General features: G+C 66.9%; 21 protein-coding genes and 1 tRNA gene. 12 read left to right on the top strand and 10 right to left on the bottom strand.

Annotation, left to right across the window (positions count from 1 at the left end):
• Positions 1 to 38: 38 nt before the first annotated feature.
• The 6 genes from ACO6D6_RS13405 to ACO6D6_RS13380 all read left to right on the top strand — a co-directional run bounded on the left by ACO6D6_RS13405 (position 39) and on the right by ACO6D6_RS13380 (position 4889).
• Positions 39 to 596, top strand: a complete 558-nt coding sequence (locus ACO6D6_RS13405) for a MarR family winged helix-turn-helix transcriptional regulator (protein WP_484785747.1) — start codon at positions 39 to 41, stop codon at positions 594 to 596.
• Positions 593 to 1438: an ABC transporter ATP-binding protein gene (locus tag ACO6D6_RS13400; RefSeq protein WP_484785746.1), complete on the top strand. Its 846-nt coding sequence runs from the start codon at positions 593 to 595 to the stop codon at positions 1436 to 1438. Before ACO6D6_RS13405 ends, ACO6D6_RS13400 begins: the two co-directional genes overlap by 4 nt.
• Complete coding sequence (locus ACO6D6_RS13395) at positions 1435 to 2145, top strand: ABC transporter permease (RefSeq protein ID WP_484785745.1); 711 nt, start codon at positions 1435 to 1437, stop codon at positions 2143 to 2145. The genes ACO6D6_RS13400 and ACO6D6_RS13395 overlap by 4 nt, the downstream gene beginning before the upstream one ends.
• On the top strand, positions 2142 to 2834 hold the full coding sequence (locus tag ACO6D6_RS13390) for an ABC transporter permease (protein WP_484785744.1): 693 nt from the start codon (positions 2142 to 2144) through the stop codon (positions 2832 to 2834). The genes ACO6D6_RS13395 and ACO6D6_RS13390 overlap by 4 nt, the downstream gene beginning before the upstream one ends.
• Positions 2831 to 3736, top strand: coding sequence for an ABC transporter substrate-binding protein (locus ACO6D6_RS13385; protein ID WP_484785743.1), 906 nt, complete (start codon positions 2831 to 2833; stop codon positions 3734 to 3736). Before ACO6D6_RS13390 ends, ACO6D6_RS13385 begins: the two co-directional genes overlap by 4 nt.
• 301 nt (positions 3737 to 4037) lie before the next feature.
• Positions 4038 to 4889: a hypothetical protein gene (locus tag ACO6D6_RS13380; RefSeq protein ID WP_484785742.1), complete on the top strand. Its 852-nt coding sequence runs from the start codon at positions 4038 to 4040 to the stop codon at positions 4887 to 4889.
• A 10-nt stretch (positions 4890 to 4899) separates the two neighbouring features.
• Here ACO6D6_RS13380 and ACO6D6_RS13375 read toward each other — a convergent pair whose 3' ends face one another.
• Entirely contained in the window at positions 4900 to 7143 is a 2244-nt protein-coding gene (locus ACO6D6_RS13375; protein WP_484785741.1) for an FAD-dependent oxidoreductase, read from the bottom strand.
• A gap of 83 nt (positions 7144 to 7226) precedes the next feature.
• Between ACO6D6_RS13375 and ACO6D6_RS13370 the strand changes: the two genes are divergently transcribed.
• A complete protein-coding gene (locus ACO6D6_RS13370; protein ID WP_484785740.1) occupies positions 7227 to 7886 on the top strand; it encodes a TetR/AcrR family transcriptional regulator in 660 nt (219 codons plus the stop codon).
• Positions 7887 to 7999: 113 nt separating this feature from the next.
• Positions 8000 to 8218, top strand: a complete 219-nt coding sequence (locus ACO6D6_RS13365) for a CsbD family protein (RefSeq protein WP_484785739.1) — start codon at positions 8000 to 8002, stop codon at positions 8216 to 8218.
• A 70-nt stretch (positions 8219 to 8288) separates the two neighbouring features.
• Here the strand turns inward: ACO6D6_RS13365 and dsdA are convergent, their stop codons facing one another.
• Positions 8289 to 9644 carry a D-serine ammonia-lyase gene (gene dsdA / locus ACO6D6_RS13360; protein ID WP_484785738.1) on the bottom strand — a complete coding sequence of 452 codons (1356 nt, stop codon included), beginning with the start codon at positions 9642 to 9644 and terminating at the stop codon, positions 8289 to 8291.
• A gap of 325 nt (positions 9645 to 9969) precedes the next feature.
• Between dsdA and ACO6D6_RS13355 the strand changes: the two genes are divergently transcribed.
• Both ACO6D6_RS13355 and ACO6D6_RS13350 read left to right on the top strand, forming a co-directional pair.
• Positions 9970 to 10260: a hypothetical protein gene (locus tag ACO6D6_RS13355; protein WP_484785737.1), complete on the top strand. Its 291-nt coding sequence runs from the start codon at positions 9970 to 9972 to the stop codon at positions 10258 to 10260.
• Entirely contained in the window at positions 10257 to 11621 is a 1365-nt protein-coding gene (locus ACO6D6_RS13350) for a tripartite tricarboxylate transporter permease (protein ID WP_484785736.1), read from the top strand. The genes ACO6D6_RS13355 and ACO6D6_RS13350 overlap by 4 nt, the downstream gene beginning before the upstream one ends.
• Positions 11622 to 11891: 270 nt before the next feature.
• Here ACO6D6_RS13350 and fni read toward each other — a convergent pair whose 3' ends face one another.
• From fni to ACO6D6_RS13310, 8 genes are all read right to left on the bottom strand, one after another.
• Positions 11892 to 12980: a type 2 isopentenyl-diphosphate Delta-isomerase gene (gene fni, locus ACO6D6_RS13345; protein WP_484785735.1), complete on the bottom strand. Its 1089-nt coding sequence runs from the start codon at positions 12978 to 12980 to the stop codon at positions 11892 to 11894.
• Positions 12977 to 14071 (bottom strand): phosphomevalonate kinase, encoded by a 1095-nt coding sequence (locus ACO6D6_RS13340; protein WP_484785734.1) that lies wholly within the window; start codon positions 14069 to 14071, stop codon positions 12977 to 12979. Before ACO6D6_RS13340 ends, fni begins: the two co-directional genes overlap by 4 nt.
• Positions 14068 to 15051 carry a diphosphomevalonate decarboxylase gene (gene mvaD, locus ACO6D6_RS13335; RefSeq protein ID WP_484785733.1) on the bottom strand — a complete coding sequence of 328 codons (984 nt, stop codon included), beginning with the start codon at positions 15049 to 15051 and terminating at the stop codon, positions 14068 to 14070. Before mvaD ends, ACO6D6_RS13340 begins: the two co-directional genes overlap by 4 nt.
• Positions 15048 to 16010, bottom strand: a complete 963-nt coding sequence (gene mvk, locus ACO6D6_RS13330) for a mevalonate kinase (RefSeq protein ID WP_484785732.1) — start codon at positions 16008 to 16010, stop codon at positions 15048 to 15050. Before mvk ends, mvaD begins: the two co-directional genes overlap by 4 nt.
• Before the next feature lie 328 nt (positions 16011 to 16338).
• The gene (locus ACO6D6_RS13325) at positions 16339 to 16491 is read right to left on the bottom strand and encodes a hypothetical protein (protein ID WP_484785731.1); all 153 of its coding nucleotides are present in this window, start codon (positions 16489 to 16491) and stop codon (positions 16339 to 16341) included.
• A gap of 298 nt (positions 16492 to 16789) precedes the next feature.
• Positions 16790 to 16865, bottom strand: a tRNA-Arg gene (locus ACO6D6_RS13320).
• Between the two features lie 74 nt (positions 16866 to 16939).
• Complete coding sequence (locus tag ACO6D6_RS13315) at positions 16940 to 18298, bottom strand: MFS transporter (RefSeq protein ID WP_484785730.1); 1359 nt, start codon at positions 18296 to 18298, stop codon at positions 16940 to 16942.
• A gap of 19 nt (positions 18299 to 18317) precedes the next feature.
• On the bottom strand, positions 18318 to 19616 hold the full coding sequence (locus ACO6D6_RS13310) for an MFS transporter (protein ID WP_484785729.1): 1299 nt from the start codon (positions 19614 to 19616) through the stop codon (positions 18318 to 18320).
• 187 nt (positions 19617 to 19803) lie between these two features.
• On the opposite strand from ACO6D6_RS13310, the gene ACO6D6_RS13305 reads away from it, so the two are divergent.
• The gene (locus ACO6D6_RS13305) at positions 19804 to 20505 is read left to right on the top strand and encodes a helix-turn-helix transcriptional regulator (protein ID WP_484785728.1); all 702 of its coding nucleotides are present in this window, start codon (positions 19804 to 19806) and stop codon (positions 20503 to 20505) included.
• A complete protein-coding gene (locus ACO6D6_RS13300) occupies positions 20502 to 24206 on the top strand; it encodes a nitrate reductase subunit alpha (protein WP_484785727.1) in 3705 nt (1234 codons plus the stop codon). Before ACO6D6_RS13305 ends, ACO6D6_RS13300 begins: the two co-directional genes overlap by 4 nt.
• Positions 24207 to 24216: the final 10 nt, after the last annotated feature.

Genomic DNA, 24216 nt, shown 5'->3' with positions numbered 1-24216 from the left:
GCTTTCCATGTAAGTGAGTTACATGTAATGTTTCTTGGGTGAAGGAAACAGCAACGCCCCTCGGGGAACACGGAGCCCTCTTCGAAGCGCTCCTGCACGCGGAGGTGGCGCTGTGGAACCGGCTCGAGAAGGACCTCTGGCGAACCGCGAACTCCGCCACCCTGGCGCGTTACCTCGTCCTGAAGCAGATCGACGCGTCAGCACCCGATGGTGGTCCCCGGGTCCAGGACATCGCCCGGCACCAGCGCACCACGGTCGGTGCGGCCTCGCGGCTCGTTGATCGCCTGGTCGGTGACGGGCTCGTGCTCAGGACCCCCTGCCCCAAGGATCGGCGCTCCAGCCGGCTGAGCCTCACCGACAAGGGACGGGTACGGATGGAGAGCGCGGCCGGAACCTTCGAGGACACCCTGCGCACCGTGCTCGCCGACTTCCGTCACGAGGAGCTTGTGGTGCTCATCCAGAACCTGACCCGGGTGGCCACCGGCGCAAGCCAGCGGGCCGACATCGTCCCGGCCATGCAGGGCGCCCGTCTCGACGAGCCCCTGCCCGGTGGCGGGTTCGTCGCCCTGACCAACGAGAACGGAGCTGAATCATGATCCGGTTCGAGGACGTACAGAAGATCTATCCGGACGGTACCGTCGGGGTCGGGGGCATCACCCTGGATGTCGCCGAGCGCTCCACGACCGTGCTGCTGGGCTCGTCCGGGTCCGGCAAGACCACTCTGATGCGGATGGTCAACAAGATGGTGACGCCCACCTCGGGTGCCGTGCTGCTGGCCGGGGAGGACGTCGCGGTGCAACCGACGGTGGCGTTGCGGCGCTCCATCGGCTACGTCCTGCAGGACGGCGGATTGTTCCCGCACCGCCGCGTCGTCGACAACATCGCCACGGTCCCGATCCTCGACGGGGTTCCCAAGGCCAAGGCGCGCGAGCACGCCCTGGAGCTGATGGACATGGTCGGGCTCGACCGCGACCTGGCCGGGCGTTTCCCGTCGCAGCTCTCCGGCGGGCAGCGGCAGCGCGTCGGAGTCGCCCGGGCGCTCGCCAATGACCCCAAGGTCCTGCTCATGGACGAACCCTTCGGTGCCCTCGACCCGCTGGTCCGCGCCGACCTGCAACGGGAACTGCGAGACCTGCAGCGGCGCCTGGGAACCACCATCCTGTTCGTCACCCACGACGTCGACGAGGCCTTCCTCCTGGGCGACCAGGTGGCGGTGCTGCGCACCGGCGGTGTCCTGGCGCAGGTCGGCACCCCAGAGGAGCTGCTCTCCAACCCGGCCGATGAGTTCGTCGCCGATTTCGTCGGGGCGGACACGAGCCGCCGCCAGCTGCGGAGCATTGAACGCAACGGCTCCAGGCTCGTGATCGACGCCGATGGGCGGCCCCTGGGAACCCTCCGTGAAGGCGGTGGAGGAGCCTCGGGTGGGGGGCCGTCGTGAACTGGTTCATTGACACCCTGGGGCAGGTTGAACTGGTCAAGACGCTGGTGAGCACCGCGAACTGGTTGGTCAACAATCTGGGGCAGGTGGGCGGCTATTTCTTGATCCACGCCCTGCTCTCGCTGGGTGCTGTTGTCGCGGCCGCCGTGCTGTCGGTGCCGCTGGCCCGGTTGGCGGTCGCAACCCGGCGTTTCGGAGGACTTCTGCTCGGCGCCTTCTCGCTCCTGTACGCGGTTCCTTCCCTGCCGATGCTCGTGGTGATCCCGGTCATCCTGGGGGTGCCGGTGCGCTCCCCGCTGAACATGGTGATCGTCCTGACCCTGTACGGGATCTCGGTGCTCGTCACCCAGGTCGCGGAGGCCTTCCGTTCCCTGCCCGAGGACGTCGTCGAGGCCGCCAACGCCCTCGGGGTCGATCCGTGGCGGCGATTCTGGCAGGTGGAGCTGCCGCTCGCAGTGCCGGTGCTGATCGCGGGGTTGCGCGTGGTGACCGCGTCCACGGTTTCCCTGGTCACGGTCGGCGCGCTGGTCGGTGTGCAGTCGCTCGGCACCCTGTTCACCGACGGCTTCCAGCGGCAACTGGTCGAATCGCTGCTGACCGGGCTCGGCGCGACCCTGCTGCTGGCCCTGATCTTCGACCTGCTCGTCGTGTTGTTCGGCAGAGCCCTGACCCCGTGGCTTCGTAAACGGAAGCAGGTGACGGCATGAATCTCTTCCTCGACGCCCTCGGCTGGCTGTTCGCGCCCGAGAACTGGGGCGGGGCAGGTGGCATCTCGTCACGACTGCAGCAACACCTCTACTTCACTCTCGCCGTGGTGGCAGTGGCCTGCGTGCTGGCGCTCCCGGCCGGGGTGGCCATCGGCCACACGCGGCGCGGGGTGGCTGTGGTCCCCATGATCACGGCATCGGCGCGCGCCCTCCCGACCCTCGGCCTGCTGACCCTGGTCGGTCTGTGGTCCGGTCTGGGGCTGGTGGCTCCCTTCTGCGCGCTGCTGGTGCTGGCCATTCCCCCGATGCTCGCCGGGGCCTACTCGGGAATCACCTCGGCCGAACCGGTCACGGTGGATGCGGCCCGCGCCATCGGCCTGTCCTCGTGGCAGGTACTCACCCAGGTGGAGCTGCCCGCCGCCGTTCCGCTGCTTCTCGAGGGGCTGCGATCGACCACCCTCCAGGTCGTCGCCACGGCGACGCTAGCCGCCTACACCGCCGACGTGGGGCTGGGGCGGTTCCTCTTCACCGGTCTCAAGACCCGCGACTACGCACAGATGGTCGGCGGCGCGCTGCTGGTCGTCGCCCTGGCCCTCGTCCTGGACCTGCTGCTGGTACAGACCAAACACATGATCACCCGAAAACTCGACCCAAGTACCCAAATCGCTTCCGCGAAGGAGTCCCGATGAAATCCACGACCAAGCTCGCCGCACTCGGAATCGCAGCAGCCCTGGCACTGGTGGGCTGCGGCAGTGCCTCGAACATCGAGGGAAAAAGCGACGACACGAAATCCTCCGACACCCTGGTGATCGGCTCCCAGGACTATTACTCGAACGAGATCATCGCCGAGATCTACGCCCAGTCCCTGGAGAAGTCGGGCAAGAAGGTGGACCGACAGCTGAAGATCGGACAGCGGGAGGTCTACATGCCCGAACTCCAGGCCGGGAAGATCGACATCTTCCCCGAGTACAGCGGCAACCTGCTGCAGTACTACAAACCCGAGACCACGGCCCGCACCTCGGAGCAGGTCCACGCTGAGCTGACCGGCGCCCTGCCGGGAGGGTTGAAGGCACTGGAGCAGGCGCCGGCAACCGACCAGGACTCCTACGTGGTGACCAAGGCGTTCGCGGAGGAACACTCGCTGAAACAGATCGGGGATCTCGCCTCGGTGCCGGACCTGAAGATCGCGGGCAACTCCGAGCTGGAGTCCCGCCCATACGGGCCGAAGGGGCTCCGCGAGACCTACGGGGTCGAGACCACGATCAAACCCGCCGAGGACTCGGGTGGCCCGCTCACCGTCAAGGCCCTGCGCGACGGGGAGGTGCAGATCGCCGACATCTACACCGCCGCCCCGGTGCTGGCCGAAGGTGACCTGGTGGCCCTGGAGGATCCGAAGAACCTGTTCCTGTCCTCCAACGTGGTGCCGATCGTCTCCAGCAAGGTGGACGACCAGACCGCGGAGACCCTGAACAAGGTGTCGAAGGAGCTGACCCCCGAGGACCTGATCGCCATGAACAAACGGTCCGTCGACGAGAAGGCGTCGGCCTCGGTGATCGCGGGCGACTGGCTGAAGTCCAAGGGCCTGGCCTGAGAGACAGAACCATCCGACGCGACCCCCGCCGAGCCGCGGGGGTCGCGCCGTTACACCTTGGAAATCTGCGAGTGGTATGGCTCAAAACCTGCGAGTGGCATGGTTCTAGCGTGTGTCGGCGACGAATCGGCGATGACGAATTTGATGAACTGTTTGGCGTCGTACCCGCGATTGCATTGGACGGGGTGAAGGCGGTCGGTAGGACCACGACCGCCTTGCAATGTGTCCGGGCGGCGATCCATCTGGATCAACCACCCCGGGCAGCAATCTGAGCCGTTTCGGGCAGGTCCCGTCCCCAAACGTGGCACCCACTCTCGTTGACGGGATCTTGGACTATGGTTCGGAACGTTTCCCGGTGAATCCCGCGGCTTCTCTGGGCTGGGAACGCAGCGGTGCGGGAGCCGGGTGTCGTGTGGTCTACTTGGCCACCCGTGACGAGGAAGTGGTGCACATGCTGGTGACCTGGTCCATTCTCGCCTTCCTGATCAGTTCTCTGTGCTGGATCGCAGGGGATGCCCTCATCGTCGGTTTCCGCAAACCCGACAGGCGCGAGCACGGCGAGTTCATCGAGCTCATGGGCGACGACGCCTACGCCTTCTACACGCGCATCAACGAACCCCGCCTGAGGTGGGGAGCGCTGGTGGCGAACTATTCCATACCGCTCATGCTCGCAGGCCTCTACGCCCACTGGGTGCTGCTGCGCGGCTCGGTGTTCGGTGTGGCGGGAGTGGTGCTCCTGGGGATCGGATTCTGCCTGTCGCCCCTCGCCCACGCCGCTTTCTACCCGCTGGCCCTGGCCTCTGAGCGTGCACACGCCGCCTACACCTCGGCCGGGGACAGGGAGGAACCGGACGGGGCGGTCCTGGAACACGCGCGCCGGCTTTACCGGTTCCTCATGGCCGCCTGGACTCCCGCCGTCGGGTTGACCGCGCTGGGTTGGATCCTCGTGTGCATCGCGCTGGGTTCCGGGGCCACCGTATTTCCTTGGTGGTCCCTGCTCCTGACGCCGCCCGTCCAGGCCCTGCCGTGGTTCGCGCTCATGCGTCTGCCCTACCCGGGCAAACCCCTCCTCGACGGGGCGCTGTTGAACATCATCAACCTCGTGTGGGCCATCGCCTTCCTGCTGCTGATAGCCTCCCACCCGGTGACCTGAACCACCACCGTCAATACGGTTCCGTGAGCAGATGTTTCGCGCCCCGGCGTTCCAGCAGGGCCACGCCGTCCGCGACCATGGCCGACGATCCGCACAGGTAGAAGTCGGTTCCTGCAGGATCGAGGTCCAGGGTTTCCAGGGCGTCGGTCACCCGGCCGTGCAGGGCACCGTCGACATCCTCCCGGCTGATGCAGCGCAGCACCGTCGGCATCGGGTCGGGCAGCAGCGCGGTCAGGTCGTCCTCGCCGGTGCGGCAACCGAAGACCAGGAGGTCGTCATCCCGGTTCCCCGGGGCGGTGAACATCGGCAGGAGCGGCGCCAGTCCGGTACCGGTGGCGACGAAGACCCGGCGGCGATCCGACGGGACCGGGGTGAATTGGCCCAGCGGAAGCTCGATCGTGGTGCACGTCCCGGGTTCGGCGGTCTCAACGAACCGGGATCCCTGCCCTCGGGTCCGGGTGCTGATCAAGAACCGCACCTGATTTCCCTCGACTCCCGCGATCGAGTAATCCCGCCAGGCGTGGTTGCCGACGTGGAGCCGGGCGAACTGACCGGGAGCCCAGTCCCCGATCCCGTCATCCACCTCGAAGCGGACCTCCCAGATGCTCTCGGTCAGGCGCCGCTTGGCCGTCAACGTGGCGCGATGCTTGCCCTTGGGCAGCGGCCACCCGGACGGGGAGATTGTTCGTGGTCCGGAAGTGATCGCGGCGCGGATCTCCATGAACCCCTTGGGCCCCAGGATCTGACAGGCCGCCGCCACCCCGCCCATCATCGCACCTGCGATCCCGCAGCTGCCCGCGTCCTGGCCCGACAGGTAGAGCCCCTCCACCGGGGTGACCGGTCCGAGCGGGGAACGGTAGCGTTCCGGGGTGCCGGGGATGCCGTAGAAGGCCCCCTGAGGGTGCGAGGTGTAGTGCTCGACCGTCAGGGGGGTGGACACCTCCACGTAGTCGATCAGGTCCTTCAAACCGGGCACGGCGGTCTCAGCGAGGTCGATCAACCCGTTCCCGATCCGCCGCTTGAGAGCGGAGTAGTCGGCGCCGCGATTGCCCTTGGGAGTGTTCCGCCACGCCTTGAATGCGTCGGCGTCGACGAAGGAGATGATCTCCGCGGTGTGGTGCTTCTCTCCCGACTTCACCGACGGGAACGAAACGAAGGCATTCTTGGGTGACCCGGACAGCAGCGCGGTGGACTGGCCAGGGAGGTCGTCGTGATCGAGGTCCCTGCTGACCCACACGTTCCCGCCGGTCACCCCGATGCCGCGCGGGTCGTCGCGCAACCCCAGGTAGGCGGTGACGGCCGAGGTACCGGTTCCGATCCGCCGGATCGTGTCGCGCAGGCCGGCGGTGGCCGCCCCCACCGGTCCGTCGGTCGGCAGCAGATCGAAGAAGGTCACGGGAGCACCCGCGCTCGAGATCACCACTGGCGCGCGATGGATCCGTTCTCGCGTGACGGGGCCGCGGCGATCCAGCACCCGGACCCCGACCGCCCTCCCGTTCTCCACGAGGATCTCCTGCACGTCCTGGGCAACCCGCACGGCACCGCCGGCCCGTTCGATGCCCTTCTCGAAGGTCCGGGCAACGCGGGCGCTGCCGCCCTCGGGAAACCAGGCACCGTTCAGGTAGTGCCCGACGATCATCGTATGCGTTGCGAAGGTACTGAGCGCCGGCGGCAGCCCGTAATCACCCCACTGGCTGGCCAGCAGGGCCCGGAGCCTGGGGGAGCGGAAACGTCTTTTCAGATAGCGCTGCGTGGTTCCGAGCGCCATCCGGCCCGAGACCCGCTGGACGCCCCGCAGTAGTGGCGCGACGGGGCGAGGCACCATGTGCTCGGCGAAATAGAGGGTGTTCCACCTGTTGACGCTGCGGATGTCGCGGAAATATCGGCGAATGCCGCGGGCCTCGGCGGGGAAGGCGTCGATGAGTTTCCGCTGGTACTCGGCGGGATCGGAGGGCGCGGAGAAGTCGATGCCCGGGTAGACGAAACGGTCGTAGGCATCCGGTACGCGGTTCCACACCAGTTCGCCACCCGATAGGTGATCGAGGTACGCGCGCAGCGGGCTGCCCGGTTCGAGTTGCCCGATGTAGTGCAGCCCGACGTCCCAGGAGAAGCCGTCGCGGCGGAACGTGTGCGTCAATCCCCCCGGCTCGGTGTGCTTCTCCAGTACGAGAACCCTCCTGCCCGCGACCCGGGCGAGCAGCCCTGCCGTGGTCAACCCACCTATCCCCGAACCGATGACGATGGCGTCGTACATTCCCGCTCCGATCTCCCTTGACATTGTCAAGCGACAGCTTAGCGAGCTGGTTGACAGCGTCAAGCATGGCGTAGAATCGGGTCATGACCACGAGAGCGCCGGGTAGGCCGAGAACCAGTGAGACGCGCGATCTGCGCGAGAACCTGTTGCGCACCAGCCGCGAACTGCTGGACGAGGGCGGGCCGGCCGCGCTCAGCATGCGGGAGGTGGCGCGTCGCGCCGGCTGCACCCACCAGGCTCCGTACCACTACTTCACCAACCGCGAGGCGATCCTCGCCGCGCTCGTCGAGGCGGGGTTCGACGAGCTGGCGAACCGGCTGCGCGAAGCGCGTGACAAGGTGGGAACCGAGGATCTCAGGGCCGTGGCGGAGGCTTCCGGGAACGCCTACGTCGAGTTCGCGCTGACCAATCCGGGGGTGTTCAGGGTCATGTTCCGCCGCGACATGTGCGACCCTGCGCGGTTCCCCGAGGTTCTGGCGGCCGGTGAGCGGGCCCGCGACGAGCTCCGCCGATTCGCGCAGATCATTGCTGGTGAGCGCGCCACCCCCGAGCAGGAGACCGCCCTGTGGGCAGGCGTCCACGGGCTGGCGGTCCTGCTTCTCGACGGTCTCATGGCAGATGAACTCCCGACCCTGGAGGATCGGTTGGCCTACGCGCGACGGGTGAACCAATTGAGTGCCGGAGCGCTGATGTCTCGTGGGGAAGGCGCGAAACGAGACGACCCCGGAGCCTGGTTCTGGTGACCTTGGGCAGCGCGTCCCTCGGCGGGGAGAACCCGGAAAACCTTGGGTGAACGTGGACTGCCTTGTACGCTGAGGAACGATCCAATGCACGCAACAGCCATCAGGAGGATGCAATGGGACTCGATGACAAGATTCAGGAAACCGTAGGCAAGGCCAAGGAAGGTGTCGGCGAGGCCGTCGGCAACGAGGACCTCCGCGCCGAAGGGCAGAAGGACCGTGTGAAGGGCAGCATGGGTCAAATGGTCGACAGCGCCAAGGAGAAGCTCGGTGACGTCGCGAGCGGTGTCGCCGACAAGGTCGAGGAAGTCAAGGACAAGCTCACCGGAAAGTGAGCCCGATATGAGCGAGGCCTCCGGGGAACCTCAACGGCCCCGGAGGCCTCGTCATTTCCCGGTGGTCTCCTCAGAACTCCAGCAGCAGCTCGACCCCCTTGCGGAAGTACTCGTTCAGCTCGTCCGGTGGCACCATCGATCCGCCCGTCGCCCAGGCCAGATGGGTCGCGTTGGCGAGCACCTTCGGGGTCAGCTTGGCGCGTTTCAGGTAGGCGGCATCGTCCAGTACCCGCTGCGGGCCGAGGAAACCGGCGACGGCGGAGGGCTCCACCTTCAACCCCTCGGTTTCCCGGAGTAGGGTGAGATAGCGGTAGAGGTTCTCGTCGCTGACCGTGTAATAGCCGTCGATGGCGTGCTCCAAGGACCTGCCGACGAAACCCGACGGGCGGCCGACCGCCAGCCCGTCGGCAGCCGTGACGTTGTCGATGCCGAAATCCTGCACGCAGACCCCGTCGTGGAGCCCGGTTCGTACGCCGAGCAGCATGCTGGGGGAGTGGGTCGGTTCTGCGAAGACCGGGTGGACGGCGTCACCGAAGACGGTTTTGAGACCGAAGGTGATGCCACCGGGACCACCCCCCACCCCGCACGGCAGGTACACGAAGAGCGGGTGCTCCTCGTCCACCGGGACATCGAGGGCCTGGAGCTGACCGGCCAGGCGCCGCCCAGCGACCGCGTACCCGAGGAACAGGGTCGTGGAGTTCTCGTCGTCGATGAAGTGCATGGACTGATCCGCCCTGGCCTGTTTGCGACCCGCGGTCACCGCAACCGAGTAGTCGGACTCGTACTCCACCACCTCGACGCCGTGCCTGCGGAGCGTTTCCTTCTTCCAGGCGCGGGCGTCGGCGGACATGTGCACGGTGACGTTGAAACCGAGCCGTGCGCCCACGATCCCGATCGACAGACCGAGATTCCCGGTGGAGCCGACCGCTATCGAGTGTTCGGAGAACAGTTCCCGGGCTTGGGGGGAGTCCAGCTCCCGGTAGTCGGAGTTCCGGGTGATCAGACCTTCGTCGATGGCGACCCGTTCGGCGTGGTGCAGCACCTCGTAGATCCCCCCGCGGGCCTTGATGGAGCCGGAGATCGGCAACTCGGCGTCCAGCTTCACCCAGAGCTTCCCGGGTATTCTGATGCCCTCCCGCCGCTCGATCGCGGCCTGCATGAACGGAACCGCGTACAGGGGAGACTCGATGATCCCGGCGGAAAGGCGGGTTTCGGGAAAGACCTGCGCGATGTAGGGGGCGAAGCGCCTCAGGCGGGCCGCCGCGTCGTCTATGTCGGCGACCGTGAGCCCCAGCCCTGTCAATGCGGCTTTGCCTGACCTGATCCCGGGGTTGAACCAAGACGTCTCCTGGTACGCGACGAGCTCCCGGATCAGGGGGAACTTCGCTTCCCAGGTGGATGGTTCCTTTCCAGCGATGCTCGTCATGGCTGCTCCTGCGGTTGCCTCAGATCCGCTCCACAGCTTAGAGGTCTTCCCGGGTGGATCGGTACCGCGGCTGCCTTGAGGATGCGTCGGCCGTTTGGTCTTCTTCGGTGGCGTGCTTCGGGACGCCCGTCCTCCGCCCGCGTCGCTGCTTCGAACGGTCTCCCTGAAAACACCGGGGCGCCCCTCGCGAGACGAAAATGCCGATGGTCATGGGTCCGGCGACGGTGAGGGGTGAGGCAACCGGGAACCGAACCGATCGACCCGGCGGGGAGCACGGCGAACGACATATGGTGCGTTCGGGGAATCTGGAATAACATGGCCGACCGTGCGCGATACTCCCGAAGCCGGAATCGAGGGCCTGGAAGGTCGGAACATCGAGGTGTGGAACGACCTCGTCTCACCCAAGGACCTGATGGCCTGTCTGGCGGTCTCGGCGGTCTGCGCCGTCGCTGCGGTGCTGATCGCCGCGAACACCGGCGGGCAGACGCTTTACTGGGGATTGGGGGCCTCGGTCGTCGGTTTCGTCCTGAACTGCTTCCTCGTGACCCCCAAACGGGACGTGGAGATCATTGACGAGATGGACCCTGTCGACGCCGGTGAGGGTGGTGCCAAGTGAGCCCGGAACTCATTGGCATGATGTTGATGGCGGTGCTCGGCGCCGTCGTGCTCTACACCTTCATCGGTTTCATTCCCGGCACCGACGAGACGAGCGTGCTCGCACCCATCACCCTGGCCGTCGTGCTGTCCGGGGCCCCGCCGGAAGTGGTACTCGCCTTCTTCGTCTCGGCGGTGGTGACGCTCAACCTGATGAACGGAATCCCCACCGCGCTGGTCGGCCTACCGGGCGGGGTGATGTCGGCTCCGTTGATGGAGCACTCCGTCCTCCTGCGCAACAGGGGCCTGGCCTCCGAGACGATCCGGAAAATGGCGGTGGGTTCCGCCATCGGAACCGTGGTCTCCATTCCCCTCAGCTTCATCCTGGCGGGGCTGCTGACGCCCATAGCCGACCCGATCAAGGCCCAGACCCCGGTGATACTCGCGGCGGGAACGGTGCTCCTGGCGTTGCTCGGCAGCAACCGGATCCTCGCGCTGGTGGCGATCATTCCGCTGGCGCTGATGTTCCAGGCGCTGCCCACGCTCTACCGCTCGATCAACATCATCGGCGAGAAGGGCAACGTCAACATCTCCTTCTTCCTCGGGATCACGGTTGGGCCCATGCTCATCACCCTGCTCGAGCTGCTAAACGCCAAACGTCGCGCGGCCCTGCCGCACGGGACCAGGACCAGAACGTCCCTCCTGCGCTCCGGATTCGAATCCCAGGCGCTGATGCCGGGCCACATGATCACCCGGTCCGAGGGCAGGTGGAGCGCCCTGATGGCAGCCGTCTCGACGCCGCTGTTCGTGCTCAGCCCAGTCGGCTTGACCTTCCTGCTCGGCGAGGCGTCGGTGGCACGCCAGAAGAAGGACCCCGTGCGTCGCGCGCAACGCGCCGTGACCGTGATGAGCTCATTGACGCACTCGACCTATCTCGCAGGCGTCATCATTCCGCTCGTGGCCCTGGGCATTCCCATCTCGGGTGTTTCCGCGGGACCTGCGGGCCCGCTGTTCAACGCGCCCCCCGTCTACGACCTGGGCAACAATCTGCACCACCGGTTGCAGCTGCCCGGTTTCATTGTCGCAGTCGCCGTGGGAGCGCTGATCTCGGTCGTGATCACCTACGTGATCGCGGTTCGTTGGTCGTCGCAGATCACCTACTTCGTCATGCGACGTATCCCGCACGAGGCGGTACTGACACTGTTCGTGGTCTTCATCCTGCTGCTGGCCTACATCGACGCTGGCGTCCCGAACATGTTCGGGGTGCTGCTCGTCGGTGTGGTGTGCGGGGCGCTCAACCGGCTAGGGGTCTCCTACGGCGTACAGTTCATGACCCTCTACGCCTCCCCCGGCATCGTCACCGCCCTGGCCGCCATCACCTGAGCCGGCCACTCCCTTCCCAAAGCTGGTTGAGCCGGCCACTCTTCCCCAAAGCTGGTTGAGCCGGCCTGCTCGCTCTGCGAGCTGGTCGTGTTGAAACCGTGGTGACCTAGTTCGGGGACTGGTGGTTGGGTCTGCTCGTCGGGTGGGGGTTTCGACTCAGCCGTTCGCGTGAGCCTCACGTGCTGGCTCAACCAGCTTCGGAGGAGCGGAGGCTGGTCGTTTCGAAACCGTGGTGAGGGTGGTCGGGTGCGGGGAGGTTTTGGCCGGGGGTCAACGCATCGAGCGGTGGGCGAGCTGTGCCAGATCGACGCCGAGCAGACGGGCCCGTTCGGCGGTTTCCCCCGTCACCAGCACATCCGTGTCGCGCAGCTGACCGACATCGGCCGCCCCCAGCAGGGTCATGAGGGTGCGCACGTGATCGGTCCACGTGCGCAGCTCGCGCCTCAACTCATCAGGCCCGTGCTTGACCAGGGTGCGCAGGAAATGGCCCGAGACACCGACGGCGCGCGCACCCAGCGCGAGCGAACGCACGACGTCCAGCGGAGTGCGCACCCCCCCGGACGCGAACACCGGCAGGCCCGTTGGTTCGTTCCCCCACAGCGCATCCAGCAGGCACAGTGCAGCCGACTGTCCCCAACCGGTCAGGTACGAGTAGTCCCGGCGGGAGCGCCGCTCGTTCTCGATGGCGATGAAATCCGTGCCGCCCGTGCCCGCCACGTCGACGGCCGCGACACCTGCCTGCTCCAGCATCGTCATCGTGCGGCGGGAAAGACCGAAACCCACCTCCTTGACCACGACGGGAACGGGCACCGCCGCGACGATGGTCGCCACCCGCTCGGGCCAGTCGCGAAAATCCCGGTCCCCCTCGGGCATGACCAGTTCCTGCGCCACGTTGATGTGGATCTGCAGGGCATTGGCCTCGATCATCTCGACGGCACGCACCGCCTCCCCGGGGGTGGCCGTCGGGCCGACGTTGGCCAGCACGAAGGCGTCCGGGGCTTCGCGGCGGATGATGCGGAAACCTTCCGCGCGCCCGGGATCCCTCAGAGCTATGTGCTGAGAGCCGCAGGCGATCGCCACACCCGCGTCCGCGGCGGCCCCGGCCAGGCCGGCGTTGATCTCCGCCGTGGACCGGGTGCCCCCGGTCATCGCATTGATGTAGAACGGGGCCTCCCAGCGTGCACCGAACACGGTCGTGCCCGGATCGGTCGAATCGACGGAGGTGCCGGGCAGGGCGTGGTGGATGAAGGAGACGTCGTCGAAACCATTGGACCGGTCCCGGTCGTGCAGGCGCAGGGCCAGTGCCAGGTGTTCGTCCTTCCGGGATGCGTGTCCCGGGGTGCTGCTATCGGGGATCATGGGGTGACCTCGGGGTGGAAGTGGACCGACAGGTCGAGGGGGTGGATGCCCGCCTTCTCCCAGGCGGCGCACAAGGCGGTGGTGTCCGTTTCGGGCGGGCACAGCGCGATTCCGCAGTCCCCGCCCCCGGCGCCGGAGCTCTTGGCCGCCACCCCGTGCTCCCGGGCGATCTCCACGAGCCTTCGCAGCTGGGGGGTTTCGATGGTGATCCCGCTGGTGCGGCTGAGATCCGACAGGAGCCGCCGGTTCTCCTCGATCCGGTGACCGATCTCCGCGGTGTCATTCTCCCGGAGCGCCTGCACCAGGGATCCCAGGCAGTTTTCGCTGCTGGACAGGAAGGCCGTGTAGGCGGCGTCATCGGTTCTGTGCGCGCCCGCCTGGACGCCGGCGACCAACCGCGGGGTGGAGGCAGGGGCGCCGGTCCATCCCACGCGGAGACTCAGGCCGGGGGCGGGCAGGCGGCGGATCTCCAGCAGCGGCCAGTCCATCCCCACGAGCCTGCTCATGCCGTTCTCCGTGTTCGTGCTCGCACGTTTCCGGCGCAGCCACGCGCGGTCGGGGGAGGTGTAGCCAACCCAGCCGGTGAAGGCACTGGCGGCGATGTCGCCCCCGGAACCGATGGGCTGCACGGAGTCGCTGGCCAGCAGCGCCAGCTTGTAGACGGCCAGGTCGTCCAGCGGCAAGCCGTAGAAACCCGCCACCGCCCGCACCGTGGCCACGGTCACCGCCGAGGAGGATCCCAGACCGAGTTTGCGGCCACCACCGTCGTCCAGCTCGCTGGAGACATCCAGGTCGAAAAACCTCAACGCGCCGCCCGCCTCGCGCACCATCTGCTCGACGACGCGGATCGCCGAGACCACGTAGTCGTCGAACTGCTCCTCGACCTCCAACACGTCGTCCTCGAGGCGCCGGTACCACGTCATGGAACGTTTCGCATACAGGTCGGAGGTGATACGGCCGGCGTGTTCGGCGGCCGCGACCCGGACGGTGATGAAGCGGTTGACCGCGACCAACACCGCCCGGTGACCCGGTTCGACCACGGCGTATTCACCCGCGATGTAGAGCTTCCCGGGGGCGCTGACCGAGATCACGGGGTGACCTTCTCCACGCGCACGCCGCCTCCCGGGCGCCTGACCGTCACCGTGGCACCGGCGACCCGGTCCCGGAGAACGGCTGCGACCCGATCAGCCTCCTCCCCGGCGGTGAGAACCTTCACGTTCGGGCCCGCGTCGATGGTGGCCCACACGGGGAACCCCTCGTCACGCATGATGCGGACCGTGTGCAACACGTCGAGCGTTTCCGGCAGCCAGTACACGACGGAGGGGCGTGATGCGATCATCGCGGCGTGCATCCCCAAGGCGTTGCCCTCGACGATCTCACCCAGGCGCGGCAGGTCGCGGGCGCGCACCGCGGCCAGCGCCCCTTGCAGGTCGTCGCGGCTGGCCTCGACCCAGGCCGGGTAGAGCGGTGAGGTGTGCATGGTGTGGCGCATGGCCTGCGTGCTGCTGATGGTCTTGCGTCCCGCCGAGACAACGACGACGACCATGGCCAGGTCCAGGTCGCAGCCCACGGGTTCGGCGTAGGAGGTTTCGTCGTCGACACCGGCGTTCCACAGCACCAGACCGCCGAAGATCGAGCGGGTGGCCGACCCGGAGCCGCGCCGGGCGAGCCGGGACAGTGCACGCTCGTCCAGGTGCATGCCCGCCGCGCGCGTGGCGGCCGCGGCGAGTGCGGCGAAACCCGCCGCTGAACTCGCCAGACCGGCCGCGAGCGGCACGGTGGAGGAGGATGTGACGCTCGCCGGGATCGTCATGCCCGTCCGGGAGCGCACGAGGTCGAGGAACCGGACGACCCGTTCCCGGGCCGTCCCGCCGGGGGTGGTGCCGTTGATGGTGACCGCGTCCTCGCCCGCGGCACCGCCGTCGAAGGAGACCGTGGTGGTGGTCCGGGTTCCGCTGAGGGTGAGTGACAGGCTCGACGTGGCGGGGATCGCCAGCGATTCGTCCGCCTTGCCCCAGTACTTGATCAGAGCGATGTTGGTGTTCGCGCTGGCCGTCGCGGTGATCGTCACTCTTCCACCTCGCTGACGGGCATCCTGTGAACCCACGTCGCGGGCGCACCCGAGCGTTCCAGGGCGGAGCGGACGCGATCCGCAGCCTGCGCGCTGTCCGCCAGGGCGATCACGCACCCGCCGAGACCCCCACCGGTGAGCTTGGCGCCCAGTGCCCCGGCCCGGCGGGCGGAGGCCGTGAGTTCGTCCAGGACCGGCAGGCTCAGGTCGAGTTCCGCCAGCACCGTGTGCGCCCGGTCCATGGCCGCCCCGAGGGCAGGCGCATCACCCTCACCCAGTGCGGTCACAGCCGTCTGCGTGAGCGCGCCGAGTTCGTCGATGAGAGGGCCGATGGTTCCGGTGTTCTCCTCGTAGCGCAGGCGCAGGCCGCCGACGGCCTGACGGGTGCTGCCGTGGACCCCCGAGTCCGCGATGACCAGATGGGCCTGTTCGATGCGCTGGTCGAGGGGACGCATCCGGCCGGCCTGGAACCGTATGGGGTGGGGGGAACTGGTCGCCGCCGCATCCAGCCCGGACGGTTTCCCGTGCGCGACCTGCTCGGCGAGCTGCGTCAGTGCGAACAACTCGTCGGTGGAGGCGTCGCATTGGCAGGCGTCCAGGACGGCGCGGATGATCGCTCCCGCCGCGGCCGCGGAGGAACCCAGCCCGCGCTCGTGGGGGAAGTCGCTGTGGGTGGTGATCTCGAAGGACTGCTCCTGACAGCCGGAGAATTCCCGGGCCGCATCGAAGGCCTTCACGATGCAGGCGAACCGGGGGGCGGTCTGCTCCATTGGGCCTCGGTGGTCGAGGCAGTTCAGCTGTGAGGGGCCGGGGCCGGGGGTGGCCGTCGCCCGCATCTGCAGGTCGTGCAGCGGCACGGCCACGGCGGGATGCCCGTACACGACGGAGTGGTCGCCCAGGAGAATGGCCTTCGCCCAGGTGCGACCGCGTCCCTCACGGGTGGGGGAGTGCCTTTCCAATTTCTTTCCTTGCCTGTGGCCCGGGAGCGCAGGAAACGGACCGGACCGGGATGCCCGGTGCGTCGTTCCGCGCTGCTGACGGCCCTCGAATTTCTCGAGATCGGAGGTGGGCGGAAACGGAAAAACAGTATCGGCCCCGTCCGTCCGGTTGCAAGCCCCGCTCCGGCAGGAAGAACGGTGGGGGACAGGCGCGTCTCGCAGGTGAGCATCACCCCGGCACGGCAGGCGCGTGTGCTGCTCCTCGACGAGCCCACCACATTCCCGGACCAGGTTCACCAGATGGATTCCCGGGCCGCCGGGACACCGTGTGCCGGAGGTCCGGAGCCGTTCAGACGCGTTCAGTACTGACCGCCACCACTTCGGATCGCTGGGCTGCTTCCGTGGCGGCAGGTGAGGCCGAGGCGAGGCCGGCGGTTCCCAGGAACAAGGTCGTCAGGGCCGCCGCAGCCCACATCTTCGTGTTGCGGATGAAGGTCGTCATTGTCTGTTCCCCTTTGCGCGGGTGGTTGCTGATTTCATTCAACGGCTCCCGGCTGTGGGGTTTCTGTGTGCCCGCTGAGTCTGTGGAGTGAGTTGAGGCGGGGATGAACCAACCACCATGACGGTTCATGATTCGATCAGGGTGGTTTCGACACGGCCGGTTCGCTGGAGCGCGCTGGCCGTTTCAACCAGCTTCGGGAAGACACGGCCTCTGATACATGGTGCGGGATCCGGCGTGGAATCCGAGGGAACGGGGTGGATGCAACGAACGCCCGGTCGCATCTGACCAGGCGTTTCACTGGCGACCCCGGTTGGATTCGAACCAACGACACCCGCTTTAGGAGAGCGGTGCTCTATCCCCTGAGCTACGGGGCCAACTGTGGCAGCTTATCCCATCCGGTGGCGGTCCGCGCGAGGCAGGAGCCGCGCGGACCGCCAATCGGTGGTGATCAGCTGGGTTTCGGGGCGCCCTTGCGCGCGTAGCGCTGCCAGGTGATGATCACCCCGCCGAGGGCGAAGACCACGCCGACCCAGTAGAACGCGATGGCCCCCAGCAGGCTCACTCCGACGCCGAACAGGAAAGGCCCGAAGGCGGCGATGGCGGCCGTCCAGCCGATCACACCGCCCGCCTGCCGCGGCTCGAAGATCATCGGCATCTGCTTGAACGTCGAGGCGTTGCCGATCCCGGAGAACAGGAAGATCGCGAGCATGCCCCACAGGTAGAGGTTGAAGCTGCCGTCGAGGGCCGCCACCGAGCTCTTGTCAGGGGTCAGGCCGAGAATGGTGACCGGAATGGAGATCAACAGCCCGATCCCGGAGATCAGGGTCCAGATCGCGCCACCCATCTTGTCGGTCAGTGGTGAGAATGCCACCCGCGCCCCGGCGCCGACCAGCGGGCCCAGGAAGGCGTAGACCGCCGGGTCCTTGAGCACGTAACCCTGGGCGACGAGGTCATCCAGGCCCGCCCCCGAACCGTAAAGGTTGGTCATGAGCAGGCCGAACAGCGCCGACAGGCCCGAGAACGTGCCGAAGGTCATGATGTAGAGGTAGGTCATCCACCAGGTGTCGGGGTTGCTGAAGATGTCGAACTGCTGCCTGATGTTGGCCTTGATCGGCACGGACTTGAGCGTCAGCCAGGCCCACACCGCGATGGCCACCAGCAACGGCACCCACACGAAGGCCGCGTTCTGGTACCAGACGTCACCCTTCGGGCCGTGCTGGGCGGCGCCCAGCCAGGACACCATGGAGAAGCCGATCAGCCACGGGGTGAGCAGCTGCACCAGCGAGACACCGAAATTGCCGATGCCCGCCTGGAGGCCGAGCGCGGTTCCCTGGAGACGTTTCGGGAAGAAATAGGAGGTCGACGGCATGAAACCGGAGAACGCGCCGCCGCCGATGCCCGCCAGGAAGGCGAGGGCCATGAACAGCCAGTAGGGGGTGTCCGGGTTCTGGACGGCGAACCCCCAGCCGATCAGCGGCAGGATCATCAGCACCGACGTGATGGTCACCAGTTTCCGGGTGCCCAGGATCGGTGGCAGGACCATCCACACCAGACGCAGGATGCCGGCGGACAGACCCACCATGGAGGTCATCCAGTACAGCTCGTCCTTGCTGAAGGTGAAGCCGATGGATGTGAGCTTCGGGATTATCGCGCTCGGCAGGAACCAGGACACGAACGCCATGGTCAGCGAGAACGTCGTGATGGTCAGGGTGGTCCAGGCGATCTTCGGGTCCCACTTCGATTCGTCCTGGGGATCCCAGTCCTTGAGCCATTCCTTGGAGCGGGGTTTCTCTGCTGGCGTGCTCATTGGTTTTCTTTCTCCTTACCTACGCGGGCTGGACGCCGTGGGGGACCTCGACGAGGTCCATTTCGGGGTTCGCCCGTTTCATGCGGGAGATCACGAGGTGCATCCAGATCAGCGTAAGACCTGTCAGGACGGTCAGGACGATGAAGGGGGTGGAGGCCAGTCCCGTGAACTTCTCGATGTAGGCGAACATCGGGGGAAGGAAGAAGCCACCCAGGCCACCCAGCATGCCGACGAGGCCCCCGACGGAGCCGACGTGGTGCGGGAAATAGGTGGGGATGTGCTTGTAGACCCCTGCCTTGCCGACGCCCATGGTGCAGCCGATCAGGAAGACCAGCGTCACCACCAGCCACAGCGGCAGGCCGTAGGCGTTGCCCTGCTCGTCGACCCCGCTGGGGATGCACAGGACGGTGAAGAAAGCGCCGATCGGGACGAAGGTCGCGTACATGGCGGTGCGGGCGCCCCAGTGGTCGGAGACCCAGCCGCCGAGCGGCCTCAGCAGGGATGCGGGGAAGATGAAGGTGGTGGTCAGGAGGGCGGCGGTGCCGAGATCAACCTTGAACACGTCCTGGTAGTAGGTGGGCAGGATGGCCGAGTAGGCGACGTAGGCCCCGAAGACGATCACGTAGTAGAGGCTGAAACGCCACACCCGGATGTCCTTGAGCGGCGTCAGCATCTCGGAGATCTTGGCGCTCGCCCCGGGCTTGCGGTCCGGGAACGGGGTGATGAACCACTGGAGGATCCCGACCACGACCAGCAGGACCGCGTACACGATGGGGATGAGTCTCCAGCCGCCGGGGAGGAAACCGAGCACGGCGCTGCCCGCGGTGGTCGCGATGATGCCGGGACCGATGAGCTTGGTGACGGAGGCGCCGACGTTGCCCGCGCCGAAAACCCCGAGGGCGAAGCCCTTGTGCTCCGGGGAGTACCAGGCCGAGTTCCACGCGACACCGGCCGAGAACGAGTTGCCGACGATGCCGACGCAGAAGGCCAGGACCAGCAGCATGGCGTAGTTTTCGGCGAACGAGACCGCCAGCGAGGCAACCGCCCCGAAGGCCATCATCACGGTGAAGACGATCTTGCCGCCGAAGCGGTCCGCGAGGATCCCGGCGGGCAGGCGCCACATGGAGCCGTTGAGGACCGCGACGGCGCTGATCCAGCTCAGCTGCACGGAGTCCAGGCCGAACTCCGTCTGGATGGGTTTGCCGAGGATCCCGAACATCAGCCATACGGCGAACATCAGGGTGAACGAGATGCTGGACATCGTGAGGACGCGCACAGCGCCCGGGGCCTCGTGATGTCTGGTTGTGTCGGCGCTCACGGCGCTCCCTCCAATGGAGTGGTCCCTTTTAATTGCTGGCAGGAGCCTATGTGTGGCTGTAGTATCAAGTCAACAAACGAGGCCGGGAGCGCCTGCCGGCAAGGATTTTAAGCAAGAAGTTCATTGCTAAATCCCTGTTTCGGGCTTGCTGGGGCTCCCCTTTTTATTCCGTGTCGGGAGGACATCGGTGACCATCGCGAGGCAGCTGGCCGGGGGCGGAGAAGCCGTCCCCGTGCAGGATCCTGCCCTCGATCTCCTCGCGCGCCATCCCGAGGGTCTCACCGCTGCCGAGGTCGCCGAGAACCTTCACCTGCACGTCACAACGGTTCGGGTGCATCTCAACCGGCTCGTCGCCGAGGAGCGACTCCTGCAGCGCGACGAGCGGGTGGGGGTCGGGCGTCCCCGACGCCGCTACTTCCCGGTGCCCCGAAACGTCCCCCGGGTCCCCCTCCAGGACGACTACCAGCTGCTGACGGAGGTGCTCGCTCAGGTGCTGGACGCCGAGAGCACCAAGACCGAGGATGTGCTCAGGGAATGGGCGACGCGCACCTTGGACGCCGACGTCCTGGGGTTGTCCACGTCCTCCGAGGCGGGCTGGCAGGACAAGGTCGAGGTCGTGATCGGGTTGCTGAGGTCCTGGGGGTACGACCCCCGGGTGACGGAGGTCGGGCCGTGCCGCATGGCCGCGGACCTGCGTGGTTGCCCGCTTCGCGGGACCGCTTTCTCGTCCCCCGAGGCTGTGTGTGGCGCACACCGGGGGCTCATCCGTGGGGCTCTGGGGGCACTCGGGGAACCCGACACGGAGGTCGAACTCGAAGCAGATTTCTCAGGCGGATCCTGCTGCCTGAGGCTGAGCCGGGAAACCGGACACGAAGGAGAGAAGCAATGACCAACACGTACGAGGTGGGCATGGACGGCCCGCTCACGGATCTGCTGGTTGACACCGGCCGGTTCTTCACGCGGGGTGAGGTCTCACGTGACGGGCGCACCGTCCACAAGAAGGGCGGCCGCAGCGACTCCTTCTACCGGGACCGCTGGGCCTACGACAAGGTGGTCCGCTCCACCCACGGGGTGAACTGCACCGGGTCGTGCTCCTGGAAGGTCTACGTCAAGGACGGGATCATCACATGGGAGGCGCAGCAGACCGACTACCCTTCCGTCGGTCCCGACCGGCCCGAGTACGAACCCCGCGGCTGCCCGCGCGGCGCGTCGTTCTCCTGGTACACCTACTCCCCGACCCGGGTGCGCTACCCCTACATCCGGGGTGTTCTGCTGGAGATGTACCGGGAGGCCAAGGCCCAATACGGCGATCCCGTGCTGGCGTGGGCCTCCATCGTCCAGGACGAGGAGAAGTCGCGCACCTACAAACGGGCCCGCGGCAAGGGCGGTTTCGTCAGGGCGAACTGGGACGAGGCCGTCGAGATGGTGGCCGCCGCCCACACCTACATCATCAAACGCTGGGGTCCCGACCGGATCGCCGGTTTCTCGCCGATCCCGGCCATGTCGATGGTCTCCCACGCATCCGGTGCCCGGTACCACAGCCTCATCGGCGGCTGCATGCTGTCCTTCTACGACTGGTACGCCGACCTGCCGCCCGCCTCGCCGCAGGTCTACGGCGACCAGACCGACGTGCGTGAATCCGGCGACTGGTGGGACGCCGGCTACCTGATGCTCTGGGGTTCGAACGTGCCCCTGACGCGTACGCCCGACGCCCACTGGATGGTCGAGGCCCGCTACCGCGGCCAGAAGGTCGTGGTCATGTCGCCCGATTACTCGGAAGCCACCAAGTTCGCCGACGAGTGGGTTCCGGTCGCACCCGGCACCGACGCGGCCCTCGGCATGGCCATGGGACACGTGGTGCTGAAGGAGTTCTTCGCCGACCGGCGGGTGCCTTTCTTCGACGAGTACAACCGCACCTACAACGACTCCCCGTTCCTGATCACCCTCGACGAACACGCCCCCGGGGTGTACCGGCCGGGCAAGAACCTCGTCGCGGGCGATGTCGGCGGGGAACTGGCCGAGCAGGCCAATGCCATGTTCAAGCCGCTCGTCTGGGACGAGAACACCGACCGGATAGCCAGCCCCAACGGCACCCTCGGGCACCGTTTCGGCGACGCCGATGCGGGCAGGTGGAACCTGATCCTGGGTGACCTCAAACCCGCCCTGACCATGATGGACACCCCCGGACACGAGATGGTCGAGGTGGAGCTGCCCTGCTTCGCGAACGACACCGAGGAGCCCTTCGGGTTGCGGCGCGGGGTGCCGGTGCGGCGGGTCGGGGACCGGCTGGTCACCACCGTCCTCGACCTGCTGCTGGCCCAGTACGGCGTGGCCCGCCCGGGTCTGCCCGGCAACTGGCCGAAGGACTACGACGACATCGAGGGCATCTACACCCCCGGGTGGCAGGAGACCATCACCAACGTTCCTGCCGCACAGGTCATCCGGGTGGCCCGGGAGTTCGCGCAGAACGCGATCGACACCAACGGACGCTCCATGATCATCATGGGGGCCGGCACCAACCACTGGTACCACGCCGACGTGATCTACCGGACCATGCTGACGCTGATCCAGTTCTGCGGTTGCGAGGGCCGCAACGGGGGCGGCTGGGCCCACTACGTCGGTCAGGAGAAGGCCCGCCCGATCACCGGCTGGGCAGCGATGGCGTTCGCGCTGGACTGGCACCGCCCCGCCCGGCAGATGATCCACACCGGCTACTGGTACATCCACACCGACCAGTACCGCTACGACACCTTCGATGCCGACACCCTCTCCGCCAAGGAGTTCGGCAACGACCTGTTCAACAAGAAGGTCACCTCCGACCTGTACGTGCAGTCCGCGAAACTGGGCTGGATGCCGTTCTTCCCGCAGTTCGAGAAGAGCCCCCTCACCCTGGCCGACGAGGCCGCCGCCGCCGGGCAGGAGGCCCCCGACTACATCGTCGACCAGCTCAAACAGGGCAGGCTGAAGTTCGCGGTCGAGGACCCCGACAATCCCGAGAACTTCCCCAGGGCCCTGACCCTGTGGCGTTCCAACCTGATCGGCAACACCGCCAAGGGCGACGAGTACTTCCTGAGGCATCTGCTCGGCACCGACCACGCCGTCACCGCCGCCGAGGCGGAGGGGGAGATGCGCCCCAAGGACATGGTCTGGCGGGAGCAGGCGCCCGAGGGCAAACTCGACCTGCTGTTGACACTGGACTTCCGCATGACCAGTTCGACGTTGATGTCCGACGTGCTGCTGCCCGCGGCCACGTGGTACGAGAAGCACGACATCAACACCACCGACATGCACCCGTTCATCCATCCGTTCACCCCCGCCATCAACCCGCCGTGGCAGGCGAAGACGGACTGGGAGACGTTCCAGCTGATCGCCGACAAACTCTCCGAGCTGGCCGAGGACCACCTCGGGGTGCGCAAGGACGTGATGGCCACCCCGCTGATGCACGACTCGCCGGATGCGATGGCCATGCCTCACGGTGTGGTCAGGGACTGGAGCAAGGGCGAGGTGGATCCGATCCCGGCGGTCACCATGCCGCGCCTGACCGTCATCGAACGCGACTACACCGCGATCGGGGCGAAATACGGCACCGTTGGTCCGCTGCTCGACAAACTCGGTACCGCCCAGAAAGGCCTCGTCACCGACGTCACGTCGGCCATCGCGTACCTCAAGGGCAAGAACGGCACCCGCCGCGGCGGCCCCGCCGACGGCCGTCCGCAGCTGGACAACGGGATCGACGTCGCCGAGGCGATCATGTCGCTGGCCGGCACCACCAACGGGCACCTGGCCACCCAGGGGTTCAAGACCCTGGAGAAACGGACCGGCGTGCAGCTGCACGACCTGGCGGCCGAGCACGAGGGCAAGCACATCAAGTTCCAGGACATCGTCGCCCAGCCGCAGCCGGTGATCACCTCGCCCGAATGGTCGGGCTCGGAGTCGGGAGGCCGTCGCTACGCCCCGTTCACCATCAACGTCGAACGCATGAAGCCGTGGCACACGCTCACCGGGCGCATGCACTTCTACCTCGACCACGACTGGATGATCGCGCTCGGCGAGCAGCTGCCCACCTACCGCGGCCCCCTGAACATGACCCAGCTGTTCGGCGAGGCCCCGCCCGGTGAGGTCAACGAGCTCGGCGTGTCCGTGCGTTACCTCACGCCGCACTTCAAGTGGGCCATCCACTCGCAGTACCAGGACAACTGGTTCATGCAGACGCTCTCTCGCGGCGGTCAGCAGATCTGGATCAGCCCGCAGGACGCGGCCAAGGTCGGGATCAAGGACAACGACTGGGTCGAGCTGGTCAACCGCAATGGCGTCGTCAGCTGCCGTGCGATCGTCTCGCACCGCATGCCCGAGGGCACCGTGTACATGTACCACGCCCAGGATCGCCTCATCGAGGTGCCGTTGACGGAGCGGAATGGGCGCCGCGGCGGTATCCACAACTCGATGACCCGCATCATGATCAAGCCGACCCACATTGCCGGTGGCTACGGACAGATCGCCTTCGCGTTCAACTACTACGGACCCACGGGCAACAACCGTGACGAAGTCACGATGATCCGCAGGCGTTCCCAGGACGTCACCTACTTCTGAGCCGGAAAGG

This window comes from Arachnia sp., assembly GCF_057238465.1.
This window is presented reverse-complemented; position numbering and strand designations above follow the sequence as displayed.

Excerpts from the sequence above, each read along its gene's own strand:
- ACO6D6_RS13400 (WP_484785746.1), top strand. The coding sequence starts at position 593 with ATGATCCGGTTCGAGGACGTACAGAAGATCTATCCGGACGGTACCGTC.
- ACO6D6_RS13390 (WP_484785744.1), top strand. The coding sequence starts at position 2,142 with ATGAATCTCTTCCTCGACGCCCTCGGCTGGCTGTTCGCGCCCGAGAAC.
- ACO6D6_RS13385 (WP_484785743.1), top strand. The coding sequence starts at position 2,831 with ATGAAATCCACGACCAAGCTCGCCGCACTCGGAATCGCAGCAGCCCTG.
- ACO6D6_RS13375 (WP_484785741.1), bottom strand. The coding sequence starts at position 7,143 with ATGTACGACGCCATCGTCATCGGTTCGGGGATAGGTGGGTTGACCACG.
- ACO6D6_RS13370 (WP_484785740.1), top strand. The coding sequence starts at position 7,227 with ATGACCACGAGAGCGCCGGGTAGGCCGAGAACCAGTGAGACGCGCGAT.
- ACO6D6_RS13365 (WP_484785739.1), top strand. The coding sequence starts at position 8,000 with ATGGGACTCGATGACAAGATTCAGGAAACCGTAGGCAAGGCCAAGGAA.
- dsdA (WP_484785738.1), bottom strand. The coding sequence starts at position 9,644 with ATGACGAGCATCGCTGGAAAGGAACCATCCACCTGGGAAGCGAAGTTC.
- fni (WP_484785735.1), bottom strand. The coding sequence starts at position 12,980 with ATGATCCCCGATAGCAGCACCCCGGGACACGCATCCCGGAAGGACGAA.
- ACO6D6_RS13325 (WP_484785731.1), bottom strand. The coding sequence starts at position 16,491 with ATGACGACCTTCATCCGCAACACGAAGATGTGGGCTGCGGCGGCCCTG.
- ACO6D6_RS13315 (WP_484785730.1), bottom strand. The coding sequence starts at position 18,298 with ATGAGCACGCCAGCAGAGAAACCCCGCTCCAAGGAATGGCTCAAGGAC.
- ACO6D6_RS13300 (WP_484785727.1), top strand. The coding sequence starts at position 20,502 with ATGACCAACACGTACGAGGTGGGCATGGACGGCCCGCTCACGGATCTG.